This window comes from Microbacterium sp. zg-YB36, from assembly GCF_024623575.2.
In the GTDB taxonomy this organism is placed as follows: domain Bacteria; phylum Actinomycetota; class Actinomycetes; order Actinomycetales; family Microbacteriaceae; genus Microbacterium.
Genome location: NZ_JANJFD020000001.1, coordinates 1196779 through 1223260 on the forward strand (window position 1 = coordinate 1196779; position 26482 = coordinate 1223260).

Annotated in this window: 39 protein-coding genes; 14 read left to right on the forward strand and 25 right to left on the reverse strand. The window is 65.6% G+C overall.

Going from position 1 to position 26482, the window contains the following annotated elements; genetic code table 11:
* Positions 1 to 78 precede the first annotated feature (78 nt).
* The 14 genes from NQ151_RS05885 to NQ151_RS05950 all read left to right on the forward strand — a co-directional run bounded on the left by NQ151_RS05885 (position 79) and on the right by NQ151_RS05950 (position 13670).
* Positions 79 to 663 carry a phage tail tube protein gene (locus NQ151_RS05885; RefSeq protein WP_257527323.1) on the forward strand — a complete coding sequence of 195 codons (585 nt, stop codon included), beginning with the start codon at positions 79 to 81 and terminating at the stop codon, positions 661 to 663.
* A 10-nt stretch (positions 664 to 673) separates the two neighbouring features.
* A complete protein-coding gene (locus NQ151_RS05890; RefSeq protein WP_257527324.1) occupies positions 674 to 1426 on the forward strand; it encodes a phage tail tube protein in 753 nt (250 codons plus the stop codon).
* Positions 1427 to 1539: 113 nt separating this feature from the next.
* Entirely contained in the window at positions 1540 to 2235 is a 696-nt protein-coding gene (locus NQ151_RS05895; RefSeq protein WP_257527325.1) for a hypothetical protein, read from the forward strand.
* 80 nt (positions 2236 to 2315) lie between these two features.
* Positions 2316 to 2669, forward strand: a complete 354-nt coding sequence (locus NQ151_RS05900; RefSeq protein WP_257527326.1) for a hypothetical protein — start codon at positions 2316 to 2318, stop codon at positions 2667 to 2669.
* Positions 2670 to 2713: 44 nt separating this feature from the next.
* A complete protein-coding gene (locus tag NQ151_RS05905; RefSeq protein ID WP_257527327.1) occupies positions 2714 to 6310 on the forward strand; it encodes a phage tail tape measure protein in 3597 nt (1198 codons plus the stop codon).
* The gene (locus tag NQ151_RS05910) at positions 6307 to 7236 is read left to right on the forward strand and encodes a hypothetical protein (protein WP_257527328.1); all 930 of its coding nucleotides are present in this window, start codon (positions 6307 to 6309) and stop codon (positions 7234 to 7236) included. Before NQ151_RS05905 ends, NQ151_RS05910 begins: the two co-directional genes overlap by 4 nt.
* The gene (locus NQ151_RS05915) at positions 7233 to 8828 is read left to right on the forward strand and encodes a hypothetical protein (RefSeq protein ID WP_257527329.1); all 1596 of its coding nucleotides are present in this window, start codon (positions 7233 to 7235) and stop codon (positions 8826 to 8828) included. The genes NQ151_RS05910 and NQ151_RS05915 overlap by 4 nt, the downstream gene beginning before the upstream one ends.
* 9 nt (positions 8829 to 8837) lie before the next feature.
* The gene (locus NQ151_RS05920) at positions 8838 to 9500 is read left to right on the forward strand and encodes a hypothetical protein (protein WP_257527330.1); all 663 of its coding nucleotides are present in this window, start codon (positions 8838 to 8840) and stop codon (positions 9498 to 9500) included.
* A gap of 10 nt (positions 9501 to 9510) precedes the next feature.
* Positions 9511 to 10092: a transporter substrate-binding domain-containing protein gene (locus tag NQ151_RS05925; RefSeq protein ID WP_257527331.1), complete on the forward strand. Its 582-nt coding sequence runs from the start codon at positions 9511 to 9513 to the stop codon at positions 10090 to 10092.
* A 5-nt stretch (positions 10093 to 10097) separates the two neighbouring features.
* Entirely contained in the window at positions 10098 to 11063 is a 966-nt protein-coding gene (locus tag NQ151_RS05930) for a M23 family metallopeptidase (RefSeq protein WP_257527332.1), read from the forward strand.
* A gap of 37 nt (positions 11064 to 11100) precedes the next feature.
* Entirely contained in the window at positions 11101 to 11430 is a 330-nt protein-coding gene (locus NQ151_RS05935; protein ID WP_257527334.1) for a hypothetical protein, read from the forward strand.
* Positions 11431 to 11608: 178 nt separating this feature from the next.
* Entirely contained in the window at positions 11609 to 11965 is a 357-nt protein-coding gene (locus NQ151_RS05940) for a hypothetical protein (RefSeq protein WP_257527336.1), read from the forward strand.
* 104 nt (positions 11966 to 12069) lie between these two features.
* Positions 12070 to 13380 (forward strand): hypothetical protein, encoded by a 1311-nt coding sequence (locus NQ151_RS05945; protein ID WP_257527338.1) that lies wholly within the window; start codon positions 12070 to 12072, stop codon positions 13378 to 13380.
* A gap of 38 nt (positions 13381 to 13418) precedes the next feature.
* Entirely contained in the window at positions 13419 to 13670 is a 252-nt protein-coding gene (locus tag NQ151_RS05950; protein ID WP_257527339.1) for a hypothetical protein, read from the forward strand.
* A gap of 88 nt (positions 13671 to 13758) precedes the next feature.
* Here the strand turns inward: NQ151_RS05950 and NQ151_RS05955 are convergent, their stop codons facing one another.
* The 25 genes from NQ151_RS05955 to NQ151_RS06075 all read right to left on the reverse strand — a co-directional run bounded on the left by NQ151_RS05955 (position 13759) and on the right by NQ151_RS06075 (position 26377).
* The gene (locus tag NQ151_RS05955; protein ID WP_257527340.1) at positions 13759 to 14010 is read right to left on the reverse strand and encodes a hypothetical protein; all 252 of its coding nucleotides are present in this window, start codon (positions 14008 to 14010) and stop codon (positions 13759 to 13761) included.
* Complete coding sequence (locus NQ151_RS05960; RefSeq protein WP_257527341.1) at positions 14007 to 14516, reverse strand: hypothetical protein; 510 nt, start codon at positions 14514 to 14516, stop codon at positions 14007 to 14009. The genes NQ151_RS05955 and NQ151_RS05960 overlap by 4 nt, the downstream gene beginning before the upstream one ends.
* The gene (locus NQ151_RS05965) at positions 14513 to 15148 is read right to left on the reverse strand and encodes a Mom family adenine methylcarbamoylation protein (RefSeq protein ID WP_257527342.1); all 636 of its coding nucleotides are present in this window, start codon (positions 15146 to 15148) and stop codon (positions 14513 to 14515) included. The genes NQ151_RS05960 and NQ151_RS05965 overlap by 4 nt, the downstream gene beginning before the upstream one ends.
* Entirely contained in the window at positions 15145 to 15333 is a 189-nt protein-coding gene (locus tag NQ151_RS05970; protein WP_257527343.1) for a hypothetical protein, read from the reverse strand. The genes NQ151_RS05965 and NQ151_RS05970 overlap by 4 nt, the downstream gene beginning before the upstream one ends.
* Positions 15330 to 16010 (reverse strand): hypothetical protein, encoded by a 681-nt coding sequence (locus tag NQ151_RS05975; protein ID WP_257527344.1) that lies wholly within the window; start codon positions 16008 to 16010, stop codon positions 15330 to 15332. The genes NQ151_RS05970 and NQ151_RS05975 overlap by 4 nt, the downstream gene beginning before the upstream one ends.
* On the reverse strand, positions 16007 to 16582 hold the full coding sequence (locus NQ151_RS05980; RefSeq protein ID WP_257527345.1) for a hypothetical protein: 576 nt from the start codon (positions 16580 to 16582) through the stop codon (positions 16007 to 16009). The genes NQ151_RS05975 and NQ151_RS05980 overlap by 4 nt, the downstream gene beginning before the upstream one ends.
* Entirely contained in the window at positions 16579 to 16803 is a 225-nt protein-coding gene (locus tag NQ151_RS05985) for a hypothetical protein (RefSeq protein WP_257527347.1), read from the reverse strand. The genes NQ151_RS05980 and NQ151_RS05985 overlap by 4 nt, the downstream gene beginning before the upstream one ends.
* Positions 16800 to 17153: a hypothetical protein gene (locus NQ151_RS05990; RefSeq protein ID WP_257527348.1), complete on the reverse strand. Its 354-nt coding sequence runs from the start codon at positions 17151 to 17153 to the stop codon at positions 16800 to 16802. The genes NQ151_RS05985 and NQ151_RS05990 overlap by 4 nt, the downstream gene beginning before the upstream one ends.
* Positions 17150 to 17374, reverse strand: coding sequence for a DNA cytosine methyltransferase (locus tag NQ151_RS05995; protein ID WP_257527349.1), 225 nt, complete (start codon positions 17372 to 17374; stop codon positions 17150 to 17152). The genes NQ151_RS05990 and NQ151_RS05995 overlap by 4 nt, the downstream gene beginning before the upstream one ends.
* 64 nt (positions 17375 to 17438) lie before the next feature.
* Positions 17439 to 18356, reverse strand: coding sequence for a DNA cytosine methyltransferase (locus NQ151_RS06000; protein ID WP_257527350.1), 918 nt, complete (start codon positions 18354 to 18356; stop codon positions 17439 to 17441).
* On the reverse strand, positions 18353 to 18754 hold the full coding sequence (locus tag NQ151_RS06005; RefSeq protein ID WP_257527351.1) for a hypothetical protein: 402 nt from the start codon (positions 18752 to 18754) through the stop codon (positions 18353 to 18355). Before NQ151_RS06005 ends, NQ151_RS06000 begins: the two co-directional genes overlap by 4 nt.
* Positions 18751 to 19263 (reverse strand): DNA N-6-adenine-methyltransferase, encoded by a 513-nt coding sequence (locus NQ151_RS06010; protein ID WP_257527352.1) that lies wholly within the window; start codon positions 19261 to 19263, stop codon positions 18751 to 18753. The genes NQ151_RS06005 and NQ151_RS06010 overlap by 4 nt, the downstream gene beginning before the upstream one ends.
* The gene (locus NQ151_RS06015) at positions 19260 to 21797 is read right to left on the reverse strand and encodes a bifunctional DNA primase/polymerase (RefSeq protein ID WP_257527354.1); all 2538 of its coding nucleotides are present in this window, start codon (positions 21795 to 21797) and stop codon (positions 19260 to 19262) included. Before NQ151_RS06015 ends, NQ151_RS06010 begins: the two co-directional genes overlap by 4 nt.
* Positions 21798 to 22007: 210 nt before the next feature.
* Complete coding sequence (locus tag NQ151_RS06020; RefSeq protein ID WP_257527355.1) at positions 22008 to 22673, reverse strand: hypothetical protein; 666 nt, start codon at positions 22671 to 22673, stop codon at positions 22008 to 22010.
* 40 nt (positions 22674 to 22713) lie between these two features.
* Positions 22714 to 23436, reverse strand: a complete 723-nt coding sequence (locus NQ151_RS06025; protein ID WP_257527356.1) for a hypothetical protein — start codon at positions 23434 to 23436, stop codon at positions 22714 to 22716.
* 5 nt (positions 23437 to 23441) lie between these two features.
* Positions 23442 to 23702, reverse strand: coding sequence for a hypothetical protein (locus NQ151_RS06030; RefSeq protein ID WP_257527357.1), 261 nt, complete (start codon positions 23700 to 23702; stop codon positions 23442 to 23444).
* Entirely contained in the window at positions 23699 to 23947 is a 249-nt protein-coding gene (locus NQ151_RS06035; protein ID WP_257527358.1) for a DUF3039 domain-containing protein, read from the reverse strand. Before NQ151_RS06035 ends, NQ151_RS06030 begins: the two co-directional genes overlap by 4 nt.
* Entirely contained in the window at positions 23944 to 24123 is a 180-nt protein-coding gene (locus NQ151_RS06040; RefSeq protein WP_257527360.1) for a hypothetical protein, read from the reverse strand. Before NQ151_RS06040 ends, NQ151_RS06035 begins: the two co-directional genes overlap by 4 nt.
* Complete coding sequence (locus tag NQ151_RS06045) at positions 24120 to 24437, reverse strand: hypothetical protein (protein WP_257527362.1); 318 nt, start codon at positions 24435 to 24437, stop codon at positions 24120 to 24122. Before NQ151_RS06045 ends, NQ151_RS06040 begins: the two co-directional genes overlap by 4 nt.
* Positions 24438 to 24814: 377 nt before the next feature.
* Positions 24815 to 25078 carry a WhiB family transcriptional regulator gene (locus tag NQ151_RS06050; RefSeq protein ID WP_257527363.1) on the reverse strand — a complete coding sequence of 88 codons (264 nt, stop codon included), beginning with the start codon at positions 25076 to 25078 and terminating at the stop codon, positions 24815 to 24817.
* A gap of 50 nt (positions 25079 to 25128) precedes the next feature.
* Complete coding sequence (locus NQ151_RS06055; protein WP_257527364.1) at positions 25129 to 25350, reverse strand: hypothetical protein; 222 nt, start codon at positions 25348 to 25350, stop codon at positions 25129 to 25131.
* A complete protein-coding gene (locus NQ151_RS06060) occupies positions 25347 to 25577 on the reverse strand; it encodes a hypothetical protein (protein WP_257527365.1) in 231 nt (76 codons plus the stop codon). Before NQ151_RS06060 ends, NQ151_RS06055 begins: the two co-directional genes overlap by 4 nt.
* Position 25578: 1 nt before the next feature.
* The gene (locus NQ151_RS06065; RefSeq protein WP_257527366.1) at positions 25579 to 25941 is read right to left on the reverse strand and encodes a hypothetical protein; all 363 of its coding nucleotides are present in this window, start codon (positions 25939 to 25941) and stop codon (positions 25579 to 25581) included.
* Positions 25938 to 26219 carry a hypothetical protein gene (locus tag NQ151_RS06070; RefSeq protein WP_257527367.1) on the reverse strand — a complete coding sequence of 94 codons (282 nt, stop codon included), beginning with the start codon at positions 26217 to 26219 and terminating at the stop codon, positions 25938 to 25940. The genes NQ151_RS06065 and NQ151_RS06070 overlap by 4 nt, the downstream gene beginning before the upstream one ends.
* Positions 26216 to 26377, reverse strand: a complete 162-nt coding sequence (locus NQ151_RS06075) for a hypothetical protein (protein WP_257527369.1) — start codon at positions 26375 to 26377, stop codon at positions 26216 to 26218. Before NQ151_RS06075 ends, NQ151_RS06070 begins: the two co-directional genes overlap by 4 nt.
* Positions 26378 to 26482 lie beyond the last annotated feature (105 nt).

Below are 26482 nucleotides of genomic sequence, written 5' to 3' on the forward strand. Positions count from 1 at the left end.
GTCCGCTCTCGCGTGTTAGTCCACTAATAATCGCTAGACTTGTGGCAAGCACGTACTAGCCGAGCATCAGGAGACCCGATGGCCAGCCGCCGTATAGATAACGAGGATGAAGCCGTCGTGGTGCTCCCCGCCTACGAGGTTCTGGGTGAGCCGTACGCCGTCCTGCCGTCTGGCCTTGTGCCGTGGGATGAGCTGACGTCCGCGGACATCAACCACTACGCAGTGGTCACGACCCCCGCGCACTCGAACGCCGGCGCCGGTGGCAACGTGACCTGCGCGATCGTCTCGGATGGCTTCACCCTCCAGATGACCGGCTCCGAGGAGGACGACGAGCGGACGCTGTGCGATCCGGGCAACTCGGTCGACCTGACGGACTTCAACTTCGACGCCGACATGACCGGTTTCCGGGACGCCAACCCCGCGGCCACCGACTCGGTGTTCAACCTCTGGAAGAACCTGACCTTCGCGCCGGATGTGCCGTACATCATCATCCACCGCGTCGGCTTCGACTCCACCACGGCCTTCGCCGAGGACCAGGAGATCTACACCTACTACGCCCACACCGACCTTCCGGTCAACGTCCACGATGACGGCTCGAAGCAGAAGATCCAGAGCGTCTTCATCCAGAAGGACGCCCTCGGACCCCGCTTCCTGGACGCCTAAGGAGCCCGCCATGCCCGCAACCAAAATCTCCAGCAACAAGCACACCGCCCTTCACATCGGTGTGCGCGCAGCCATCGCAGACGTTGAGACTGCGATCCTCCCCGAGCTTCAGGCGTTGACCAACGCCTCGAACGTCACCAAGTGGGACGGCTACGACTTCGGTGTCGAGGCTTCCGAGACGGACGAGGATCGCGTCCTCACTGACGCCGCCACGGCCGCCACGCGCGGCTACGAGAACTTCGGCGGCTCGATCGCGTTCTTCCCACCGCTGCCCGGCGAAGTCGGCACGCCCGAGCGCGCTGTTCGCAGCCTGGTGAGCACGCCGCACACCGAACTGGTGCTCACCCAGCGCGACGGCTACGCAGCCAGCGCGGCCTGGGCTCCCGGCCAGGTGTACAACGCCTTCCACGTCATCACCGACGCCAACTCCGAGCAGCGTGGTGACAAGAACCGCTTCTACACGATCGACTTCCGGCCGAAGGGCGCTGTCGGCATCAACCGGATCGTCCCCTCGCTCACCCCGACCGCCGTGGCCATCACCGGCCCCGCGGCCGTGGGTGTCGGGGAGTCGATCCAGCTTCGCGCGGCCTACGAGGGCAACGACATCACCGTCGGCGCCGTCTGGGTCTCCAGCGACGAGTCGATCGCAGTCGTCACCCCGCACGGCAAGGTCATCGGCATCGCGGACGGCGAAGTGGAGATCACGGCCACCTACCCCGGTTCGGCCGCTGGCACGGCTCACGAGATCACCGTCTCGGCCTAGTTCCGCTACCTCGGAGCACGTCTCGCCCCCATGAGGGGCGTTTCGTGTTTTAGTGGACTAACACGGCGTACCATTGTGAGTGACCGCACGTTTCGACCACAGGAGGTTTGGCTATGGGCAAGAAGGACAAGAGCACCGTCGAGGAGATCATCAGCGAGGCTCGCGAAGACTACGACCTTGGCGCGAGGCTCGCCGGCATCACCAAGCGCGAACGCAAGGTCACCGTCTTCACCGACGAAGTGACCGGCGAGCAGCTCGGCGGCGTGGAGCGCACCTACGTCCCCAACACCAAACTCATCCAGCACACTCGCCGCTGGGGCGTGCGCGGCGAGCAGGACGAACTCAACGAGAAGCTCAAGGTCTTGCTCACGCAGGAGAATGTCGCCGACGAGGATGTCGCAGAGGCCAAGGCGGAGGCGGCCGAACTGGCCGACCGCGCGGAGGCTCTGGAGAAGAAGCTCGCCGAGACGTCGATGACGTTCACCATCCGCGCGCTGCCCGAATTCATTATGAAGGATGCCCGCCGCAAGGCGTATCGCAACCTGAAGTTGAAGCCGAAGGGCGGCCTCACTGCCGAGGAAGACGAGGACGTCCGGGACGAATACCTGAATGTCGTCCTGTCGACCAGCGTGACGAAGTGGACGGACGCGGCCATCGGCAAGACTTTCGACTCGCTCAGCCTGGAGAACGCTCGAGCCTTGAAGAAGAACCTGCTCCCCGAAGAGTGGGCGAAGCTGGAAGGCGCACTGGACGAGCTTCAGGCGCGGCGCGCGATCGGCGATGCGGGGACTGACTCCGCGGATTTCTAGCCGAGTACCTCGCTGAGCGCGGGGCGGGGTACTTGTCACTCATTCAAGCGGCGCTTGCGGCTGGCGTCAGGCCTACGACGATGATCCTGGGTGCGGACAACCGCAAGAAGTGGTCGAAGCAGGACGTCCTCGTCATGCAGGCGTACCAAATGGTCCAGGACGAGCGCTGTACGCAGTGCGGGCTCCCCCGCTGGCTGTGCCACAACAAGGACGCCCGCCTCCAGGTCCGCATCAAGGAAGACGAGTGCTGGGTGAAGCCAGAACTCAAAGCCCACGAGGAGAGTCGCTCCAAGGACGACAACTTCATCGGCGGCACCGCCTACCCCGAGGTTTACGACCGGCGGGGTGCGCCGCTGCACACATTCCGCGCGTCGTACTACAAGCAACTCGCGGAGGAGCGCGAGGATGCCGACCCCGAAGACGGGTCCTTTTAGTCCACTAAACTGAGAAGGACTTGTTCGCCTGATCGGAGCCTTGCATGGATAACCTCAACGCTCGGGCAGAGCTTGAAGTTATCGTCACGGGACTCGACAAGGCTGTCGCCCAATTCGAGAGCCTCTACGAGAGCACGGGCGACAAACAGTGGGACAAGTACGGCCGCACGGTCGCTCGCGTCTCCGGCCAGATCAAGGGCGCCGGAGCCGAAGCCAGCACTGCGGGCGGACAGTTGCGCGGGCTCGCAGGTGGCGCCGATGAGGCGAATGCCAAGAACAAAGAGCTGGAGTCCACGCTCCCCCGCCTGCGGTACGCGCTCTACGACGTTGCCAGCACGGCGACGGTCGCAGCCGGAGCGCTCACCGCCGCCGGCGTGGCGGTCGGCGTTCTGTCGGCCAGCTTCGAGTCCTCCTTCACGTCTGTCGAGAGGACGTCCCGCACGTCGGGGCTGGCCGCCGAGAACCTTCGCGGCCAGCTCATGCAGCTCACGCGCGAGATCCCCACCTCGTTCGGCGAAGTCTCGCAGATCGCCACGCTCGGTGCGCAGCTCAACATCGCGGCGGGCGACCTGGCCTCGTTCTCCGAGTCGATCGCGCAGTTCTCGGCCACCGCAGGCACGACACTCGATGCCACCGCCACCGGGTTCGGCCGTATCGCCCAGTTGCTCGGTGTCCCGACATCGGAGTTCAACAAGCTCGGCTCGGCGATCCTCTACGCCGGTAACACCTCAGTCGCCACCGAGCAGGACGTCCTCAACTACGCCCAGCGTCTCTCCATCGTCGGCAACGAAGTCGGGCTGACTGCTGACCAGGTTGTCGCGCTGTCGGCCACCCTCTCCTCGCTCGGCATCGGGCTCGAGGCTTCCCAGGGTGCCACGCAGCGCGTCTTCCAGCAGATCACCCGCGACGTCTCCGAGGGCGGCGACGCGCTCCAGAACTACGCCGCCATCTCCGGCATGGCCGCCGAAGACTTCGCCTCCGCATGGAACTCGCCTGACGGCCCCCAGGGTGCGATTAGTGCACTGCTGAAGGGGCTGAGCCAGACCGGCGACCTGACTGCCGCGCTGGACGCGCTGGGGATCGTGGAGACCCGCGAGGTCCGCCTGTTCACCGCGCTGGCCAACAACGTCGAGTTCTACAACGAGCAGCTCGCCAGCACCAACCAGGCCTACCAGGAGGGCACCTACCTCGCAGGCTCCTACGGCCTGGTGGTCGACGACCTGGCCTCCAAGTGGCAGATCTTCGTCAACGCGCTCTCCGAGGCGGGCGCGGCTGTCGGTGACGTGCTGGCCCCCGCCATCAAGGTGGCCCTCGACTTCCTCGCCCAACTCTTCCAAGGCTTCGCGGCTCTCGCAGCCAACCCGGTCGGCTCGTGGGTGATCGGCATCGCCGCGGCGCTCGGCGGCATCGTCGCAATCCTTGCCGCTGTTGTCGCCGCCGGGGCGCTCACCATCGCCTCGATGGCTGCCCTCCGCACCGCGATGGTGTCGCTCAATATCACGTCGGCCGCCTCCATCTTCACGTTCCGGGGCCTGTCGGCGGCGATCGGCTCTGTCGGCACCTCGATGGGCTTGACCACCGCCGGTGTTCACGCTTTCAAGGTGGCGCTCGCATCCACCGGCATCGGCCTCGTGGTCGTAGCCCTCGGCACGCTGGCCGCCGCGTTCATGGCCACCGGCAACTCCGCCGAGAACGCCTTCAACACCTACGTCAGCTCCACCGCGGGACTCAGTGACGCTCTCGCGGCCGACCGGGCTACCTACACGCAGGCAATGGTGGAAGGCAACTTCGCCCTCGCCAACTCGTTCGTCGCCATGACGCCCAGTGTCGACACGAACAGCGCGAGCCTCGCCGACAACGCCACTGCGATCTCCAACACCGCCACGGTGCTCGGCCTCACGCCGCCCGCGATCGGCAACGCCAACGACGCCATCCAGACCAACACGCAGTACCTCGGCGAGAACACGAACGCATGGGTACGCAACCAGCTCATGCAGAACGAGGCGTTCCGCAACCTCGCGGGCAACGCTGAGTTCACGGACTACTGGACCACCATCGGCGCCAACATGGACGAGGTTATCCGCGCCTCGGCCGCTGGCGGCGAAGATGCGGTCCTCGACTACTTCCAGCGGCTCGAAAACGCCGCCCGCGTGGGTGGGGCGAAGTTCCAGTCCGCCTTCGCGGCCGGGGGCACTGGCCCGATCGACGCTGGTTGGGGCAGCGGGCGGGCCGACGCCATCGGCCAGGGCGCCGGTGCCTTCGGAAGTGTCATCGGTCGCACCGTCAACGAGATGTCGCGCATCACCGGCGGCTTCATCAACCAGGTCGACATTCTGGGGGTGACCGGTCAGAGCGCCGCGCAGAAGATCGAGACCGCCAACGAGGGTGCCACCGAGTCGTACAGTGACCTGGGCGGCGGGGCGGCGGCGGCCACCCAGAAGGTCCGCACCCTCGCCGACTACGCGAGCGACTTGCAGAGCGTCTTCTCCCGCTCGTTCGACATCCGCTTCGGCGGCGACCAGGCGTTCGACACGATCTCCACCGGCTGGTCTGCCATCGCCAAGGCCGCCGAGGAGGCGCGCGAAGAAGCCGCCGGCTACCGCGCCGAACTTGCCGACATGGCCGCCGACCGCAACATCAAGAAGTATTGGCTCATGGTCGCCGAGAACTACGGCGACACGCTACGTGCGGGCAAGCTGCGGGCCGAACTGGCTGAACTGGATCAGAAGCAGACCGGTACGCAGAAGAAACTGACCGCCGCGCAGGACAAGAGCAACAAGACCCTCGAAGGCAACTCGGACGCCGCGATCGCCAACCGCGCGGAGATCCTCGGCCTGGTCGGCAACTACCAGAACTACCTCCAGGCCCTCGCCGCCTCCGGCATGGAGCAGGCGGAGCTGGAGCGGGAGTCGCAGCGGCTCCGGGCGGAGTTCGTCAACCAGGCCGCTCAGATGGGCTACAACCGCAGCGAGATCGAGCGGTACGCCGCGGCGTTTGACGACATGGGCACGATCATCCGCAACATCCCCCGCGACGTCACCATCGACTTCGACGGCAACGCCGCCCTCACCGCGATCGAAGAGTTCAAGGCGAAGGCGCAGGCGGCGCTGAACTCCGGCGGCGGGCTGAGCGTTCCGGTCTCCACGTTCGGGGACACGACGGGCGCGAAAGAATCGCTCCAGGCTGAGATCATCGCCATGCGCGGGCGTCTCGCTTCCGCGTATGCGGCGGCGGGCGGCAACTCGAACATCGGTACCACTCGCCTCGAAGACGCCCTCAAGAAGCTCCTCGACTCGTACAGCCAGCTCGGCTTCCGCTCCGGCGGCTACACCGGCAACGGCGGCGTCAACGACGTGGCGGGCCTGGTGCACGGCAAAGAGTTCGTCATGTCGGCGCCCGCTGTCCGCAACGCCGGCGGCCCCAACGCGATGGCCTACATGCACAACATGCTCAAATCCGGCAAGGGCTTCGCGCCATCCGGGCTGGCAGCCAGTGGCAGCGGGATGGTCGAACTGTCGCCGTACGACCGCCAGTTGCTCAGCGACATCCGCGACAACGTGGGCATCTCCATCCCCGGACAGACCCTCCAGGCCGTGACCAACGGCGCGAACGCGAACGCCACAGCGAGGAGAGCCGGATGATGCGGTCCATGTACTTCGGCACCAAGCGGAAAATGCGCTGGGTGAAAGTCGACGCGCCTGGCCGCGCGCAGACATCCAACGGGTTCTCCGAGCGCCTCGACTTCACCAACGGCGGTGTCGCCATCCGGGAGTCGGTGAACGGCCACCAGGAGTACACGCTCACCTGGAACTCGATGACCCGCGAGCAGGCCCGCCAGGTCACCGACTACGCCTACGGGATCTACGGCTCCGACCCCATCTACTTCGTCGACCCGATCGCCGCCGACCAGAACCTCCTCAACCCCGCCTGGTCGGCTCCCGGAATCACCGCGAAAGACGGCGTGCCGCTGGCAGGCAACAAGCGGCCCAAGATCGTCTACAACAGCGACATGAGCCTCGACTACCCGTACGAGATGGCTCGCTACGACCTGACGACCACCGACAAGTCCCGGTCGTTCTACATCCCCATCCCGCCCGGACACACCGCTGTCATCGGGGTGCACGGCGACATCCTCTCCACCCTGGGCGTCCAGGTGCAGCCCACGATGGCGGGCATCGTCTCCGGCGCCGCCACGATCGTGCCGGTGTCCCCCGTCTCCACCCGCGAGCGGTTCAGCCACGCTTTCGCGTCGGCAGGCGACCAGTCGGGCATTGAGATCAGCCTGGAGATCGGCAACGGCTACTCCACCATCGCGGGCATGATGGTGCAGGTCCTCCCCTCCGGCATCGTGCCCACGGATGGCGTCGGCTACGGCATCGGCGGCTACGGTGAAGACCCGTACGGCGGCGGGTTCGCCATCCCCAGTCTCGGCGGCTTCATCCTCGGGCAGGGCGCATCCGGCTGCACGATCGAAGGCAAGCCGCGCGCCGTGCCCTACCACCTCACCAACCGGCACGACCGGGTGGGCCTGGCCATCAAGCTCACCGAGACCGAGGACTTCCAGTGAGCGGAACGGGGGTCGATGTCACAATCGGCGGCCAGCCGTTCTGGTCGACCGGCGCTTACTCGATCGTCGAAGACTCCACCCCCGTCGACCCGTCCGACATGACCGGCGGCACGGGGCAGATCAGTTTCACCGTGCGCGACAAGCCGGGCATCAAGCTGCTCGGCGGGAAGGCGCTGGAATTCACCGACGGTGCGCAGGGTAAGACGAGCGGCATCGTGCGCGGGCTCAACGGCACCGGGCTTGCCGCCACGATCACCGCCGACTCGCGGCTTGCGCTCACCGCCGTCACCCGTAAGGCCGCCCCGTTCGTCGGCACGCTCGGCGGAGCACTGCGCTACTACCTCGGGCTGTGCGGCATCACCTCGGGCATCGTCATCGACGAGACGCTCGAGAACGTGCCGGTGAAACTGCCCGGCTGGGATGCGGTCGTCTACGACAAGCTGAAGCAGCTCGGCCCGGCGCGCGGCTTCGAGTTCACCCTCGCCAGCAGCAACATCGTCTTCCGGCCGTTCCGTGGCCGCATCGCCGAGAACTACCGGGACGCCGGGGTCACCTGGACGCTGGACGAGTCGAACCTTGCTCAGCGGGTGGAAGGCTACGTCTACAACACCACCTCCGGCACGAAGCTCGCCTACCCGCCCGGCGGCTGGACCCCGGACGTGCAGAATGCTGACGGCGTGACCGTCGACGCGGGCGCAACAGTCGTGCTCGACCTGGACCTGGACGCCTCGCTGTCCTCCGTTGAACAGCCGGTCTGCGTGGAGTTCGTGGATCGCACCCATGAGGCGACCAGCGTGTACTCGGTCAGCGGCAACGACGGTATCGCCATCCCACCCGCCCAGTGGGCCGCCGGCGGGGGCAGCGTGACCGTTGCGATCGGCGAAGACACTCGCAGCCTGAAAGTCACGATCAAGGCGTCGACAGAGACCGAGTACGCCCCATACCGCATCGCCGTCTCGGCAGGCACATCCGACTACTACTCCTCGCTGCGCATCCGCGGGACCGGCGTGTTCTACCGCCGCGAACTGCACACGCTCGTCGCCTGCACGGACACCGACCGGGCGCCGCAGGAAGTCGGCGTCACCATCGACAACGAAGCATTCGAGACGTGGGACCAGCTTTACCACGCCCTCCTGTGGGCCAGCACGCGGTTCGGCACGCCCCGCCAGACGATCACCGTCCGCTCCAAAGGCATCAACAGGCGCGGCGACACCGGCTCGTACGTCTACCCGACCATCGGCGACCTGAAGGCGATGTACCCCGGCGCCACCATCGGCAGCCTGAAAGCGACCCCCGGCTTCGATGGCACGATCGGCGAGTGGAACGCCACCCTTTTCGCCTCGGTGGCCAACGACTTCGAGAACCAGGCATTCGGCAACGTCGGCGGTGCGCGGGTGCGCTACGAGGACTCCTGGTACCGCATCCGCACCGCCACCCTCACGCAGGGAAGCATCAACTACACCGCTGAGCGCGACAACACCGTGGCCGACGTCTACCGCACCGGCGAGACCATTGGGCAGTGGAAGGCACGCTGGGCGGGGAAGACGATCAAGGACGTCAACATCGCACCACTCCAAGGATTAGTGGACTAAACTGGGCACATGCCCGTTGTCCCGAATGCTGCTCTCGGTGGTCCTGGTGACCAGCCGTGGAAGCGCAGCGTGGACGGCAGACTCGATGCTATCGAGCGACAGATGGACCGCTCCGCACTCGACGGCAAAGCCACCGACAAGGGGTTGGCCGCCACCGTCGCCAGCCTGAGCGAGGCTGTTCTGCTCGTCAAGGAGCAGCAGGCAGCGCTCGCGGTCCAGCAGACGGCCCTCGCCGCCGCGCAGGGGCAGATCGCTGGCCAGGTGGCGTTCCTCCAGTCGCAGACGTCATACGACTCGCGCTCCACGCTAACAGGCGGCGACACCACGATCAGTAGCACCACTTGGCGACCGTTCGATCCCGTCTACGACTGCTCGCTCACCGTCAACACGACCGGCAGCGGGCTCCTCGTGGTCCAGGTGTCCGCGTTCCTCGGCGGCGGCGTCCTGGACGCGCTGCTCGGCACCGAAGTTGTGGGCATCATGTCGCCCGAAGCCATCGGCCCACGGTCTTGCAGCGTCACCGACGCCACAACCACCATCGCCCGCGCAATGGTCATCTCCGTCCCCGCCAACTCGGCCGTGACCATCCGACTGCGGCGCGGCATCGGCGGCACCGGCACCGGCGTGGCCCTGTGGGGCTACCAGTCGCTCGCCGTCACCCGGATCTACTAGGAGAGCATCAATGCCCACCCCGACTCACAACCTCCCCTACTACGACGACACCGATACTGCCGCGCTCGACGCCCTGCTCAACGGGCAGTCGGATGCCATCGAGCTGGCACTCAACAACCTCGCCAAGAAGTTTCCCCAGCCCGTTGCCGACGAGGGTGCGCGCAACGACCTCTTCCCGTCCCCGGTTCACGGCAATGCCGTGTTCCGCGAAGACCTGGGCTACGTCGAGAGGTACTACAACAACACCAGCGTCTTCCCCACGACCGGGTGGATGCGAGACGGCGGAGACACGGGGTGGCAGACAGTCACACCCTCCGGCACCGGCTTCACGCCGTACGGCACGGGCATCATCTTCCGCCGCATCGGCAACGTTGTGCACTTCAACGTTTCGGCCACCAACGGCTCGTGGGGCGCAGGCAACTGGAGCATCGCCCCCATCCCTTCCGGCTACCGACCGACCAAAGTTATGACGTTCACCTCGTCGTACAACGACGTGGCCAAAGAGGTGCAGTTCACGCCGGCAGGAAGCGTTGTGGTCGCAAAATCCGGGTCCGGTGGCATCACCGTTTCCGGCGAATACCCCGTGGGCTAAGTGCAATGAGATCACTTGTGGACTTCTGGTCGTCGCAGTTCTGGGGGTGGGCGTTCGGCAAGCCCGGCGGCTCCTACACGATCGTCTTCGGCAAGCACATCGGCTTGGACATGAAGCGCATCGGCGACGTCCCCGCGCTGTTCGGCGGCGTGGTCGTCCATGTCGAGCGAACCGGCACGATGGCGTGGGTCGTGGTCATCGACACCGGGCTCCCTGGTGCGTGGCGGTACCACTCGTACTGTCACCTCGCGGGCGACAGGCTCCCCCGCGTCGGGCAGCGGATCGGTCGCGGTGAACGTGTCGGTCGCGTGGCGCTCGGTTCCCGCGACAAGAACTCCCCTGAGTGGGGTGGGACTGCGTGGGACGGCCCGCACCTGCACTTCGTCGTCGGCGGTCACCCGCGTTCGGCTTTCGAGATGATCGCCGGGCATCGCACCCTCACGGCATTCACCGACCCGACCATTCTCATCCGTGAAGCTCTCGCCGCGCCCTCGGGTGGCGGCTACACCCCGTTCGAGGAGGACGACATGCCATTCACCGAAGCCCAGTTGCGGGGCATTGTTTCCAGCGAGATCGCCAACTACCTGAAGAAGGGTGAGAGCGGCGGCGTGCCTTACGGCTACCCGCAGGCCACCGATCAGAAGGTCGAGGATATCCACAATCGGATGTTCGTTCGGGCTGAGGACGGCAGGGTGCTCTGGGATTACCACCAGGACACGGCGAGCCGACTCTCCGCGCTGGCGACCGCGTTCGGGCAGCTCGCAGCCGGCGAGAACGTGGACTTCGAGGCGCTCATCGCGGACATGGAGGGGCGTCTCGGTGCGTCGTTCATGCAGCAGTTGGCCGACTTCGGGGTTGCTCTCCGTGCGGAGATCGTCGCGGGCTTGGGTGGCGTTGACGGCGCTACCCCCGGAGAGGTGGCGGCGATCGTCGATGGTGCGCTCGCGAAACTGACGCTGCGGGCGGGCTGATGTACCGCCGCCGAGCCTCCCCCGCAAGCAGGTAATCATGGACCCTTGGGGCGAGTTCATCTCCAGTTTCCGCATCGGCGATGTGGGGCCGACAGCGCTGGTCGTCATCATCGTGGTGATGATCCTGCGCGGAGATCTCGTACCCAAGTCGAACGCCAACTCCTGGAAGGACGCCGCCAGCTCATGGAAAGACGCCTTCGAGAAGTCGCAACAGGCGGGCGAGATCAAGGACGACCAGATCACCAAGCTGGTCGACGCCACCGCCGTTGTAGCCCGCGCGCTGGATGCGCTGCCCCGAGCGGAAGGAGGTGAGCTTGATGGCATTTCGGATACTACGGAAACTCGCCGGCGCCGATCTCAAGGCTGAAGCCGACAAGGCCAACGTCGTGGCGCAGAAGTCCATCATCTCGGCCGCTTCGCGCAGTGCAGAGATCGAGCAACTCACAAGCCGCGTTGAAGCGCACGGCCGCCGTAACCACTTCGGCGAACGGTGGGCCGCTGACCTTGCCCGCCGTTCCGCCGCGACACCGAGGAACGCATAACCCATGACCATCGAATTCCTGACCCTAGCGGTGCTGGCGTGCTGGCTGATCCCGCTGACCCAGTTCGTCTTCTTCTTCACCACCGACCCGGTGCCCGGCACGAAGCACCAGCGGCGCGTGTTCGACATCCGCACGCTGATGCCGGTGTCGAAGATCCTGCTCGGCCAGAAGATCGCCCTCATCGCCATCATCGTGTTCGTGATCGCGACCCGCCTGTTCGGCGAGTTCCCTGGCCGCGAGTGGATCGCCCTCCTCCTGTACGGGGTGCTCAGCTACTTCGCATGGGCTGCCTTCCTCGATCTGCGCCGCGACCAAGGCCCGCGGGACGCCTTCATGCGGGACGGTAAACCCCGCGAATAGGTCGCGTTAGTCCACTAAACTGACGGGTAGACCACAAAGGAGCCGACATGGCTAAATCGCCCCTCTGGGACAATCCTGACTTCATTTCCGATTGCCGTTCTGGCATGCGGAAAAAGGACATCATGGAGAAGTGGGGGGTGTCCTCCGGTCTCGTTGTCGACGTGCGGAAAGAGTCCGGCGTCAGCGCCTCCACGGGCTCGGCGCAGGGGGGCGGCAATGCGATCTACCCCCAGGGCCGCCAGCTCCTCGAAGAACGCGAAGTCCTCGCAGACGGGACGCTCAAACTCACCAAGGTCGCCGAGCGCGTGATCCCGCTCAGCGAGTGGCTGGAAGACCTGCGGCTCGACGGGCACAACCCCGACGACTTCGACACGTCGCACGGCCACTCCATCTACCTCCAGCACACCCGCGATCAGGTCACCAAGACGCTCTACGCCAACAAGTTCTCAGCGACCAGGCGGAACAAGAAGCTCGTCAGGTCGGCAACCGACATCGACCCGCTCGCACTCCTCAACTCCCTGCGCGCCCAGTCGCCCGCCCGCCCATCGGCCTATGTGCCCATTGAGTCCGACGAGGATTCGGCGTTCATCATCTCGATCAACGACATCCAACTCGGCCAGGCCTACAACGGCGGCTCCCCGCGCGCCATCAAGCAGTTCTACGAGTTCATCACCCTCGCGCAGCAGCGCGTCCTTGAGTTGCGCGCGCTCGGCCGGCGGCTTTCCACGCTCGTCGTCGTGGGTGGCGGCGATCTGGTCGAAGGCTGCGTCATCTACGGCAACCAGGCCTTCTCGCTGGACCTGAACCGCAAGCAGCAGGTCGAAGGCGTCGTCTCCATGATCCTGCACACCATCGACAGCCTCGGCCCGATGTTCTCCCGCATCAAGGTGCTCGCTGCCCGCGGCAACCACGGCGAGAACCGGATCAACGGCAAGTACACGACCCTCGACGACAACGACGACACCCACGCTTTCGAGATGGCCAAGCTCGCCCTCTCCCGCGACCCGGACTACGCCGACAAGATCGAATGGACGATCGCCGAGTCGGAGGCAGGCGTCTGGTGCGAGGTGTTCGGCTGGGTCCTGGTGACTACGCACGGCGACATCTACGCCAAGGGGGTATCCGGCGCCACGATCGACAAGAAGGCGCACACCTGGATGAAGAACATGGCCCTCGGGCGCGGCAAGTTCGGCCGCCTCGGCGAGGCTGACGTGCTCATCACCCACCACTTCCACCACGACAAGATGAGCGACTGGGGCTCGTGCCTCTGGCGGCAGACCCCCTCGCAGGACAACGGCTCCCCCTACTTCGAGATGGCCACCGGCGAATACTCCGAGCCCGGCATGCTGTCGTTCGTGATGACCGAGAACACGCGCTACCAGGATGAGGCCGTCCTCCGCGTCGCGGGTCGTTAGTCCACTAAACTGAGATCACCTACTTTCAAGGAGGCCCTATGAAAGACATCTGGGATTCGCTCGTGCGAACCCTCATCCCCATCGCCGTCGGCGCAGTGCTCGGCGGGTTCACCGCCGCAGGTATCCCCGTTGACCCTGCCTTCGAGCCCTCGCTCATCGCGGGCCTGACTGCCGCATCGTCGGCCGTCTACTACGCCATCGTGCGACTGCTTGAGGTCTACGTCTCGCCGAAGTTCGGCTGGCTGCTCGGCCTGGCAAAGGCGCCCGTCTACCAGGGGGCCGCCAACTAGACCTGCCCTCTTCGTTCCCCACGCAAGCGGAGCAAAGAGAGCAGGTGATCGACGTCTCGGCCTAGGCCCTGGTCTTCGGACTGGGGCCTTAGTCGTTCGCCCGGAAGCCCGCGGGACGCGCGCGATCCAGGACCGGATACTCGTCACCGAGCCGCTCGTGAGACGAACCGCTTTCGTGGATCATCGGCTGGTCTGCGGGCTCCTCCGGCATCTCGTGGCGATGCGATGCTCGCCAGTCCTTGATCTGCTCCATCCGCCAATCCCACCGCTCGAGCGCGGAGTTTGGGAACACCGCTATCTCGAATCGGGCGCCGCATGAGCACTTCTCGGCAATCTTCATGCGGCTCTCCTTCCAAAGTAGAAATTCAGGGTGGGCATGTGCTTACGCCTTTTGAGGCTCACAAGCCCGTGGGTCGCGCAGTCGTTGGTGTCGTCGTTCTCGGTGCCGGGAACGAACAGGCCGTGGCGTTCCAGGAAGTCAAACCGGACGCGCTGGCGTTGCGCCTTGGTCTTGGCGCTCTCAGGATAGCCGATTAGTCCACTCTTGTCGCTCCTCGTCTGCCAGATCACTGGAACTTCCTCGATGTGAGCCAGGTGAGCGATCACGCCTTCGATCGGCACACCACTCAGGTCCGCGGCATCGGCATTCGGGTCGTGGATGAACTTCTCCACCACGTACTCGTCGACCGGGGCGCCCACCCCGCCGGTGTCCAGCCATGCGAGGAAACCGTTCAGCCCGCCGTGCACCTGGAATCGCTTCACAAGCTGGAACGGTGTGATGGCGTCGTAGTAGGCGAGGGCGACCCCGGTGTTCCAACCGGGGTCCGTGATCTGCATGTAGGTCATGCTGCAACCTCCGGCCGTTTCGGGTAGCCCTCGAGTACGTTGACCTGCACTAGCCGGCGCAGCATCCGGCGATGCGCTGGCCCGTCGCCCAGGAGGAAGAGGTAGCGGTGCTTTGCGTCCCGCATTTCCCCCACCCAGCCACGCTCGGCGGCTTCTTCTGGCGTGATGTTGTGCCCATTCTGCCGGGGATGGCGCAGCCTGCCGGTTTGGTCGCGCCAGAAGCGGGATCGTCCAGTTGTGCCGCAGTACAGCGCGTTGGTGGCCTGGTAGATCGTCCCAACGTGGCCCTCTGTCCCATCCGCGAATGACAAGACAGCCCAGATCCCCGGCCGATACTCCTGGAGCCCGCGCAGGGCGCGCACAATGAACCAGGACTCCGTATTGGTGGGCGTCTCATCGAGAATCACAAGCCGGTGCAACTCGGTAACACGGCTCTTGTGCTCCACGCCGAACACACTCGATCGCACATTCTCCGAACTTGGCGTGGCGAAGGCGCACACGCCAATGAGGCGTTCGCTGTCAAAGAGACCCCAGCACATTGGGCCGTTGTGGCACCCTTTTGTGTAGTGGTGCTCCTTGATGAAGTCGCGCCCCATCCCACCCGGTATCTGCCTTACCGTGTAGCCGTTCATGCCGCCTGCCCCCTCCACCTGGCGCGCAACCCCGCGGCGACGAGGATGTCTCGCCCCCAGGCCGCTCCGAACTGGTCGGCCATCGCGGCGGCCTGGTGCAGCAGCTCGTACTCTTCGTCCGTGCACGGAATGCTGAAGTTCTTGTTGCGCACGCCGTTGCGGCGCCGCGATCCCTTGGTCGTCATGCCGCCTCCTTCTTCGTTGTCATGTCGATTGCCTCATCCAGCCAGGCGGTGAACTCCCCCGCGGCCTTGAACAGCGGCCGGGTGTTCAGCCACGAATGCCCCGTGTTGTAGGCGTAATCGCGCCGCTCCGCGTCGGCCTTCACGCGCGCCACCCGCTCCGCATGCGCCCAGCCCGGCTCATCCTTGACCTGCTTCAGGTCGTCACTGCTCGGCTCGTAGTTGACGAACAGTTCGACCGGCATACCCAGTGGGTCGCGGCACTCCGCAGACTGGAAAGTGAATGACCGCCCCCCTTTCGCCGTGACGCCTTCGAGGTATTCCACGCGCATACCCAGCCGGTAGGTCGGGTGGATGGCGACAACCCACCACCGCCGCACGTCATGGGCAGCCTTCTTCAAGTCGCCTTTCCGGTTCGCCGGCGTCTCCTCTCCCGGCTTCAACTTCGAGTCGGCCACACGGAACGCATCCGAGACGTGGACCAGCGACGTCGCCAGTCGGACAGTCGGCCACTGCGCAGCCGTCAGACGGCCCACCAGGCGCTTGATTGCGCCAGCGGGCAGGGTGGCAGGGTCCACGTCCTCCTGCTCGAGGATGGTGGTTGTGACGGGCGGGATGACCACCTCCTGCGCGGCCTCGGCGCGGACCCGCTTGAAATACTCAGCCCAGTCCTCGCTCATGCCGCCGCCTCGTACTTTCCGACCCGGTAGGCGAGGGCGACGAGCACCTGGCGAGGGAGCGGCTCGGGGTCCTTGTTGATCTTCGCCTTCACGGTGGCGTGTAGTCCTGCCTTTCCCCATCGCCAGTCGTAGATGCGCTCGGGGTCGAACTCCCAGAGCCCGCAGCCCGCAGGAACCTCCTCGCGGCGAATCAGACCGACTGGCGCCGCGTACACGAAGCGGTTGGACACAGCCATCCAGGCGCGGCGCTTCTCCGGCGTCTCGCGCAGGAAGTCGGCACGGCTCACCTTGATCTCGACGGCCGTGGTCTGCGTCCCGCTCAGGATGAGCGCGTCGATGCGGCGGGTCGGGATGCTACCGCGCAGCGACCAGCCCTCGGGGATCTCATCAGCAACCATCTCGCCACGCTTGGCGTAGTGCTTGCGGTAGAACTCGGCATGCGGGCCTTCAGTGTGCACTCGCCGGCGGATCGCCATCTCGATCGGATCGGTCATCACCACTTCGCGGATCACGGCGTCCTTCAGGTGCTTCGTTCTCACCGCAGCCAGAATGTCTTTCGCCGTGACGCTCATGCCGCCGCCACCTTGGCCCGCTCGACAGCCTCATCAAGGGCCGCCTGGAACGCTTCGCGCTCGGTCATGCCCGACTCGTCTACGCCCTGAGCGTGCGGGCAGACGTCATTGTGCGCCTCGGCGGCCCGATCTGCGTCCCACTCATCGTCGTACGACTCGTCGGATTCCCAGTCGCACTCCTCGCAGTGCGCGACGTAGACCTTCACGGCAGAGGCGCTCATGCGAACACCACCTTCCCCGTGTGGTCTTCGGAATGCGAGTAGGTGACCGGCACGCCCATCGCGCGGCTCAGCCACGAGGCGTCATCGAAGCGGGCACTCGAATCCTCCAGGCAGAAGCGCAGCGCCGCGGCGATCGACTCCACCTTGTCAACGTTCTCCGGCAGGATCGGGGCGTACGGGGCAAGCCACGGCTGCACCGCCCCGAAGCACAGAACGCGGCCAGGCGAGCCAGGGACCGCCGGTACGGGCTGAATCAGGTACGGCAGGCCCAGGGACGCCTTCGCCGCTTTCAGCAGCGCCATGCGGGCGTCAGACAGCGGCCACGGGTACACGGGGAGCGGTTGATTCACGACCACAGCTCCTCAAGGATCGCCTTGGCCAGCAGCGGCGGGACGGCGTTCCCGATCTGGAGACCGATGGAGCCTTTCGTGCCAGCGAACTTGAAGTCGGCGGGGTATGACTGGAGTGCCGCCGCCTCCTCGATGGTCACTCGGACGCCGGGCAGCATACCTGCTCGCAGACCAACGCTGGTCTGGTGTCCCCCGATGTCCCGCCGCGAGTTGTCATTCATCTGTCGCCCCACGAGTAGTCCTCCTTCACTTCTTCTACTTCCGACAATGGTTGGGGCTGGTCGTTCAAAAACCCAAGGCTCCACTGGCCACCTTCTTCATCCGGTCGAACTTGCTGGTGATGGTCGCGGCGGGCTCGGTGCTCATGCGGCGGCCTCGCTTTGCAGGATCTCCGCCGGTGCCGTAGTTGCTGACGACAGTGAATTGCGGATCGCCCGCCGGCCGCCCGTCCCGAAGGGCTCCCAGCCGCCTGTCATCACACCCCCCCCCTGTCACAGTGGGGCTAGGCCGGTCGGCGGGAATGCTGCCGATCGCGTCAGCCATCGAGACCCACTTCGCCACACCGGGGTCCAGCTTCTCGGGGTCGTGGGAGTAGTAGCGCGAGTGAGTCGGCTTCGGCGGCCTCGCCTCCTTGCCGTCGCGCCTCGCCATGAGGATCGCGCGCTTGCGGGTCTGCGGCACGCCGTACTGCTCGGCCTGGAGATTGCCCACCCAGACTGAGTACCCCATGCCGCGCAGAACCTCGGCGTACGCCTCCCAGATCGGGAGGACGGCGGGCACCTGTTCCAGCGAGATGTAGGTCGGGTTGAACCGGTAGGCGTAGTGGAGCGGCACCACCGTGAGGCCGGTGCGGGGGTCTTCAAGAGAGTCCGACCAGGCGCGCAGCTCGTGGATGTCGCGCCAGATACCATCCTGGATGGCGTCGAGGATGAGCGGCATCTGCTTGCGGCCACTCCCCTTGCCGGCGGCGCTGAACGACGGGCAGGGCGGCGAGCCGTGTTGAGTGTCGTGCTCCAGCCCCTCGGCCAGGTGGACGTCCCAGACGTCTTCGTAGGCGATGTCCATGCCGTTGGCCCGCCGCGTTGCGATTGCGTCCGGCGCCTTCTCGACTGCGTGCTCGTTCGCCCCAAGTTCCTTGATGGCGACCCCTACGCCGTGGCCGGCGAAAAGCTCGAGCACAGTGTGGTGACTGTAATCCTTCATGCGGCAACCCCTTCCTTCATCGTCATTGCCTCCGCGCGGTCTGCCTGCCTGCGGAGCTGTCCCTCGGACCACCCCGTCAAACGCGCGCACATCCTTCGGCTGGCGCCGGCGTCCAGCGCCTCCTTCACAGCCAGCACATCCACCTCGTCGCGCCTTCTGAGCTGCGCGAGGTGCAGCAGCGGCTTCAGGGATTCCACCGTCAGGCGGCCACCCGTGCGGTCCTTCTTGCCGATCAGCTTCGCCACGGTCGCGCGGTTCAAGCCGGTGATCGTCCCGATCTGGGCGCCGCTGAACACGCCCCACTCGGCCAGCGACACGGCGGCATCGAAACGGGCCTGGCGGTCCAGGTTGTCGCGGTGCTCGTGGACGAAGATCGCCTCCTCCAGTGCGGTGTTCATTGCTCCTCCTTCCAGATCAACAGGCAACATCCGAATGGCGGACGGTCACCCTTGGGTCCTATGACGACGTTGGGCCTGACGAACCTCATGCGGCCGGGCAGGAACTCCACCGAGAGCGGTGAGCCCGGCCTGTCGCGGTACGGCTCGACAAGTTCCTGCCACCACTTCTGCTCAACTCGGTTAGCGGGAAGCAGCATCACGATCCCGCGGGTATGCGGGTGCTCGCGCCACGCCTTCTCGACCCACGAATACAGGCCCGAATAGGGCGGGTTGCACCACACGCGCTCCCCCGCCCACGACTGTGCGAGCCCGTCGTCCTGGCGGGTGTAGAACTTCTCGCACTTCGCGTTGTGCGGGGCTGCGGCGACGTCCAGCGTGAAACCGCCGAACCGCTCGTTCCACGGGTCGAAATACTCCGGCGCCGTGCCGCGGTCATCCACCTCGTCGAGGGCTCCCCGCGCGCCAGTCTGCTGCGGGTGATTCTTGGCCTTGAAACCTGTCAGGGTCATTGCTCCTCCTTCACAATTCGGATGATCTCGGCCCGCTCGGGTCCGGGCAGCGGGAGAACCTCAGCCCTCCCCTGTGCGACCAGTTCTTCGATGAGGCCCTTGGTGTACTTCGACTGGCCTGCGTACGCCTTCTCGCGGTGAATGGCCGACGGCGCCATCCGGCCGCCCCGGCTCACCAGCAGGTCGTACAGCTTGTTGACTTCCCGAGCCCGCGGCGTCTCGTCGGTGGCCGCCACCATGTCGAGGATGTTCTCGGCCCACTCCTCCGCCTGCTCCAGCGCGATCAGGTAGTCGTCCATCTCGATCTGCCTTCGCCTCTTCGTGATGGCGACCAGCGCTGCGCACTTGAGGATCGTCTTCTCCAGCCGCTTGAACGTCGGCTCGAGCCTCTCCTCGTACGGCGAGTTCTGCGCGATCGCCTCGAACGTCTCCTTCATCTGCACGTCGCGGTCCAGCACGTCATCGGCGATGTCGATCCAGGCGTACTTCTGGCCCGTCTCCGGCTTGAGCGTGGTGTTCTCGATCATCTTGAACATGGCCGTCCACTGCTGGTACCAGTTCGTGGTCTTCGCGCCCGACGCTGACTGGCCCGACCTTCTGATCGGCGCCTTCTTCTGCTCGGCGGTCAGTGTCTTCCGCTCACCGTTCGCCCACACGAACCGGTTGATGTAGCCGGTGATCCAGTCGTCCGGGTGGATGGCGTCAGCGATCTTGTGCTGAATGCCCATCATGTGGACGTTGGGGAAAGCCTTGGCGTGAATGCCGGAGATGTCTCTCTGCGTGTTCCGCCAGATCGCCGGCACGTTGCCGGTGTAGATCTCGGTGATGAGGTGCGGCATCCCGGAGTACGGGCCACGCACATCCGCCCACTTGCGGAACTTCGCATCCGCCTCATCGGCGTGGATCAGCGACGGCTTCCCGTCCCGGCGGATGAGCGCAGCCGTCAGCGCCTCCGGCGTCGCATCCCCACCGATGTCCGGGTCGTCCATGCCCAGCCAGAACTGCCGGGCGATCTCCTTCACCGGCTCCAGCGCCTCGGTCTTCCCACTGTTCGAGGGGCCGACCATGATGCCGTAGAAGTTGAGGATCAGGTGGGTGCCGTTCGTCCACGGGATGACCGCCTTGTCCGCGAAACACAGGCTGAGGGCGATCCAGCGGTTGAGCCGGTAGTACGGCTCGCTGAGCACCGGGTTCATCACGGCCATCGCCCGCATGAACTCCTCGCCCCACCAGTCGGCGTCGGCGACCCTCTCCCGCTCGTACTCGTTCAGCAGGCTCACCCGCCGCACCGGCTCCGGCTTCACGGCAGGCTCCGGCTCCGGCTCAGCGGCGAACTGCTGCTCGCTGACCACCGGGCTCTTGGCGACGTGCAGCGCCAGATCCCAGACAGCCTGGAGGCCCTGCTGGCGGATGCCGTGCTCGTGCTGCGCGGCGGCCGAATGCCAGCCGAGGGTGGCGGCGTCCAGCGTGGACCCGCCCTGCTCGTAGGCGATCGACATGACGCGGGCCACGCGCTCGCGCAGCGAATCGGGGGTGACGACGCGCGGCAGACCCGTCCAGGCGTCGAACAGTTCCTCGCTGTTCAGGCGGCTGTAGATCTCGGCCTGCTGCTGGGTGAGGATGTCTTCGGGCTCGTCGGGGAGCGCGCCGAACTTGGCGATCGCGCCGGCGAGGCTGACGTCGAAGTCATTGGCGTAGTCGGGGGTGTTGTACTCGCCGCGCAGCCACTCCTTCCGGAGTGTGTTCAGTGCGGCCTTCGCGCCCGTCTCACCGGACGCCGCCAGGCTGACGAACGAGGCTTGCAGCGACACCATCTCGTCGTGCCCGAACGGCCGGTCACGGGGGATCTCCCCCATCCGGGCGGCCATGAAGAAGCCCGGCTGGCCCTGCGGCGCCGCCTCCAGCCATTCCGCCACCCCGCCGGTGAAGCCGTGCCCCTCAGCGTCGTGATCGGGGATCGACAGGCGCTCCACCCAGGCGTCCGGCAATGCCTCGAAGTCGCCTACGGACGGGATCTCCTCCAGCAGCTCGCCCTCGTAGCCGTACCAGGCGTACTGCTGCCCGGTGCGCGGGTGCTGGGAGGGGTAGACCATCGCGTAGCGGTGCGAGTGCTGCACGATCTCGACATCGGTGAAGCGGGTGACGAAGTTGAGGCCGGTGGGCACAGAGAAGAAGTAGATGCGGCTGGGCGAGTCGATGCCGCGGGACGTGGAGGAGATCGTGGCGGGAAGTAGCCCCAGCTCCTCCTCCATCGCCGCGAGGGTCTCGTCGCCGATCTTGCCGTCATAGGCGTCAGCGTCAATGCCGATCCACGAGCCGTCGGAGCGGAGTGCGATGTTCGCGTCCCGCCAGAACGGGCTGGCGATCCACTCGGCGATTTTCTCGTCAGTGACGGTGCCCTCACGGCCCGTTGCCCCCTTGGGGAGGCCGCCGGTGCCGTCTTCCTGACGACCTTTGCCGATGACGGGGATGGGCGCGAACCCGTTGGCGCGATACTGCTGGGCGACCGCGGCGTAGCCTCCGAAGGAGTTCAAGTGGGCCGTACTCCTTCCAAAATTAGTGGACTATGTGGTCAATGTGGCCGGGCGGGACTCGAACCCGCATCGGTCCCCCGGCTGCATTTCTCGGGGCTACCGCTCTACCGTTGAGCTACCGGCCTGACTCGTCACGGTGAGTCACCCCGTTCCCGCCGCCCCACTTGCGGAGCCCCCCGGTTCCAGGGGCGGCGGGAAATCGGTTCGGGCCTAGAAGCCCTGGGAGCCGTCCGCCGCCGCCTGGAGGCGAACCGCCGCGGCCGTCTGGATGTCGATGCTCAGCGCCGTGGCGATGTCGCCATCCTGGAGGCCCAGGCCGATCAGCTTCTTGATCTGGTCGGCGACCGCCGTGTTCATGCCAGCGGCCGTGGGGGCCGGTGCCGGGGTTGCGACGGGCTGTGCCCACTGCTCGGCGGGTGCCGGGGAGACCACGGCGTCCAGCGGCGAGGCCTTCTTGATCTCGTACTTGTACAGCTTCGGGGCGCTGAAGGCGGGGTTCGTCTTCTTGCCGAGACCCGTGAAGGTGGCCGTGAAGGAGTCACGCACGACCGGGCCGCCGCCCGCCTCACGCGACGCCTCGATGAGCGCCTTCTTCTGGAGACCCCAGAGCTTGATGTAGACCGTGCGCTGCCCGTCATCCTCGGCATCCTCGCGGAGCTTCGTCTGGAGGGTGATGATGGCCTGCTGCTTGGGGTTGCCGTCGGGCCACTCCTCGGGCTCGTTGGTCGTGACGTTGCGGGTCTGGCGGACCTGGATGTCAAGGATCTCGCCGGTCACGCTGGTCCCGAACGGCGCCATCTGGTCGTTCTCGTCGTTGGCGAACGGGTTCTTTGCTGCCTTGCCCTTGAGGAAGTCGTCGAGGATTCCGGTGCTCATTTTGATTGCTCTCCTTTTGTCGGTTGTTCGGATTTTTCAGTCACCCAGCGAAGCCGAGGATGGCGTCGAGGGAGTTCTTGGGCGCCGCTTTCGGCGCGTCGTGGTAGCGAGCGCAACTGAAGCAGTCGGCATCGCGGGGAAGGCTGGTGATGTAGGCGTCGCGCGCCTCTTCGGAGGTGAACGACTCGAGGGTGTCAACGATCTTCGCCGCCCGGTCGAGTGCGTCCAGCGCGATCATCGGGTTGAAGGGCTCATCCCACCAGACGCCGTGCCGCAGGCTGATCGCGTTGCGGGGCAGGTAGTTGATGGCCACAGTGTTGACGTCCAGGCCAGCGCGCAGGAAGCCGAGGCCGTACAGGTGCGCCTGAGTGCGGTAGACCGGTGTGGGGCCGCCCTTCGCCTTCTTGAGCGTCGTGGCGCCGGTGAGCTTGTGGTCGATCACGGTGCCGCTCGGGATGTGGAACAGGTCAGAGGTTCCATGCACCTCGAACCGCCCGATCCGCCCAACGCTCACCCGCGTCTCCGTCAGCCAGCCCTCGGTGGACGAGAAGACGGGCTCCAGGTAGGCGTGCATGGCCGTGCCGACGTAAGGCAGCCAGGCGGCGTCCTCGCGCTGCTCCCAGCCGGCCAGCTTGGCCGACAGGCAGTGCTCGCACGCCGTCCCGATCTCCGAGGGGCCGATCATCGTCTGCTGCGAGCGGGGCTCGCCGATGATCGCCTTCTCGATGGTCGAGAGGACTGCTGCCTTCACGTCGATGGTCATGCGATTCAGCCTCCGAACTGTGGTGTGTAGTCGCCGGTCTGATTGATGCGCTCCACCTTGTCGAGCGTGCGGCGGATGGTCTGCTCGGCCCGCGGGTGCCGCTTGCTCTCAGGCAGAGCTACGATCTCGTCGGCGTAGCCCCGGAGGCAGGCCTCGATGCGCCCCCAGTCGTCGGAATTGAGTGCCGGGATGCCGGTCTCGCGGGCCACCAGCGCCCGGTGCGCTTTACTCGGGACCAGCACGTAGTCCGATTTCCGGCCGCTCACAGGTTGCTCCCCAGGAACTTCTGGTCGTCCTCGAAGACGGCCTTGCAGTCGGGGCACACCGGGTACTTCTCCGGCGACTTGTTCGCCACCCACGTCTTCCCGCAGAGCGCCGTCACCGGCACGCTGTCGAACGTGGAGCGGATGATGTCCTCCTTGCGGACGTAGTGCGAGAAGCGGTCGTGGTCGCCGGGCTCCTGCGGCGCGAGGATGGTCGTGGCGTCCTCGATGATGTCGAGCATGCTCATGCTTCGTCCTCCTTCTCCAGGGTGGTCAGCGTGCGAGCCACGGCTGCCGCATTGAGAACCTCGATAGCGAGAGGGTAGAACGTCGAGACATCGACGCCGGTCGCGTCATACTGCTGCTCGTAGTCGTTCCAGAGGACCAGGGAGGCTGCCTCGATTTCCGCCTGCGTGGCCATCACTTCACGACCAAACGCGGCTTGCCCTCGGAGTAAAGCTCGTCCAGCTCCACCGGTGCGATGTGCTTCTTGACGGCCTCGGTGTTCACCGCGGGCTTGTACAGGTGCGGGAACTGCGCGACCGGGTAGCGGGCCTGGATGGCCTCGGGGTTGAGCCGGCGGTTGTGGCTGACGATCAGCGACCAGTCGCCGGCGTCATGCGTGCCGTAGGAGTGCTCCTCCAGCAGGCGGCTGTCGATGAGGGCGATCTCATCTTCGATGTTGTTTCGCTGCTCCAGCAGGGCGACCCTGCGAGCGACGTCTTCCTTGAATCCCATTGGAAGGCTCCCTTCGGTGGTGTGTGGTCCGCCCAGTCTAGCCTGATTAGTGGACTAAATGCGAGCGTTTCTGGATCGGATTTCGGGTGGTCTAGATGTGGTGGTGGGGGGCTGGTTGCTCCACTACATGTGGGCGGCCCACCCCTTTCGGGTCTTGCGGTGATACCGCGCTGCGTTCCACAGCTTCGGCTTGATGTACGTGGAGCGGCGTGGCCGCTCCTGCCTCCTCCTGCTGAGTCCGCCGGAACCGCTCATAGTGGAACCTCCTCTGTATCCTGTGGCTCACCGCCTATCTGGCGATACCCACAGATTACATATTTAGTCCACTGTTAGCAAAGGAATAGTCCACTATTGAGCCAATCTTGAGCGCAACGAGACTATGCGGCTTCCTGAAGACGAGGATCATCCTCCGCCAAAAGGTGCGCCTGCCTGCCGTTTACGTAGGCCACGCCGCCGAAAACTCCCCAAGCCGGCTTCCTGTGCCTGGCGTTCGCCGCGCACACCTGAAGAAGCGGGCATCGGGAGCACAGCAGCTCAGCGGTCTCACGATCAGGCATGTCCGCCATCTCGTAGTCGCTGAACTCGTCGCTGTGTTCCCAGCAGTCCGGCTGCGGACCCTCCCCGATGTGCGCGAGGTTCATCGCCGAGGTGTAGGCGGGAAGGTCACTTTTACTGCGCCTGCGGTGAGGCATCAGGCGGCCAATCCTGCGATGAGAGCCAGTCGCTCCGCCTCGTCAGCGTCGAACGTCGCGCGGGTCGCAAGCTCGCGGATCTGCCGCATCCGGTCCTCCATGTCGCGCACCCGCAGGTACTCCTGATACTGCTCCACGGTTGGATCGGGTGTGCCGCCGAGGATCATCTCCTCAGACCACGCCTGGTACTGCTCGACTGCTGTAATCCTCGGGTCAGTCATGCCGGCTTCACCGTCGACAGGTCATAGCCGTTGAAGTCGTTGGCCACCAGCCAGGCGACCGGCTCGCTGCTGCTGTTGTCGTCAGCCTTGAGCGGGATCGCCTCCGGCAGGATGAGCCGCAGCCCCGACCCCCATTCGGTCTCGTCGTCCATCTCCTCGATGATCTTGGTCAGTCCCTCCATGAGGGCGAGTGCGTCCTTCACCTGGCTCGGAATCAAAGTTGTCATGTCATGCCTTCACTTTCTTCTTCGGGCTGAACTCCTGGTGGAGTTTCAGCAGCTCAGCGTCCTTAAAAATCTGCGGCCAGGTCTGCTGCCACACATCCGTCTCCGCATCATTGCGGCACAACCGGCTCACCGCCTTGCCCTGGATGTCCAGCGTCTCCGCGATCCACACCGCCGGGACACCCTCAGCCCGCGACCGCATCACCCAGTCCCGCTCCTCCGCCGTCAAACGGCGCAACGGCTTCGCCGGGACGCCCGCCTCCCGCAACCGCCTTCTCACCTGCCACTCGGGAATCCCCATACGTCTCGCAATCTCGACGGCAGTGGTGCCGGCGGCATGCAGCGCGAGGAGATCTTCGGTGGTCATGGGTAGCGGACCACGGGGTTGTCGGCGCCCAGTTGGCGACCCAGCGACGAGAGCGCGGCCCGTTGGGTCCACCCCTTACCGCAATGGTAGAAGTTCAGACTCGCGGGCGGGTAGTCGATCTCGGCTAGGTAGCCATTGAAGTAGTTCCGAACGGCTCGCCAGTTCTTGCGCTGAACCTGGGGCCAGAGGTAGCCGCGCACACCGCGCCACACTCGGCGCCGCTTGATATCCCACAGCAGACCCACTGGGTAGACGCTGATCGTCGAACGCTCGCTCACTGCTCCCCCTCCGTTGCCTTCGCCAGCACGCGCCGGAGGAGTCGTTCGGCGTCGTCCAGCAGGCCTCGCGTCGTGGGCGAGCAGATTCCGCTGTTGCGGAAGGCGTCGAACCGCGCGAACAGCAGTCCCACTTCGTCGCGTGCTTGCTGTTCGGTCATCGCTCCCCCTCCCCGACCGGCGCCGCGGCGTGGTGTCGGCGTTCGTGCAGCCGCATGTGGAGTCGCGGCAGCCACCAACCCAGCCAGATGGGGACCATCACGGAG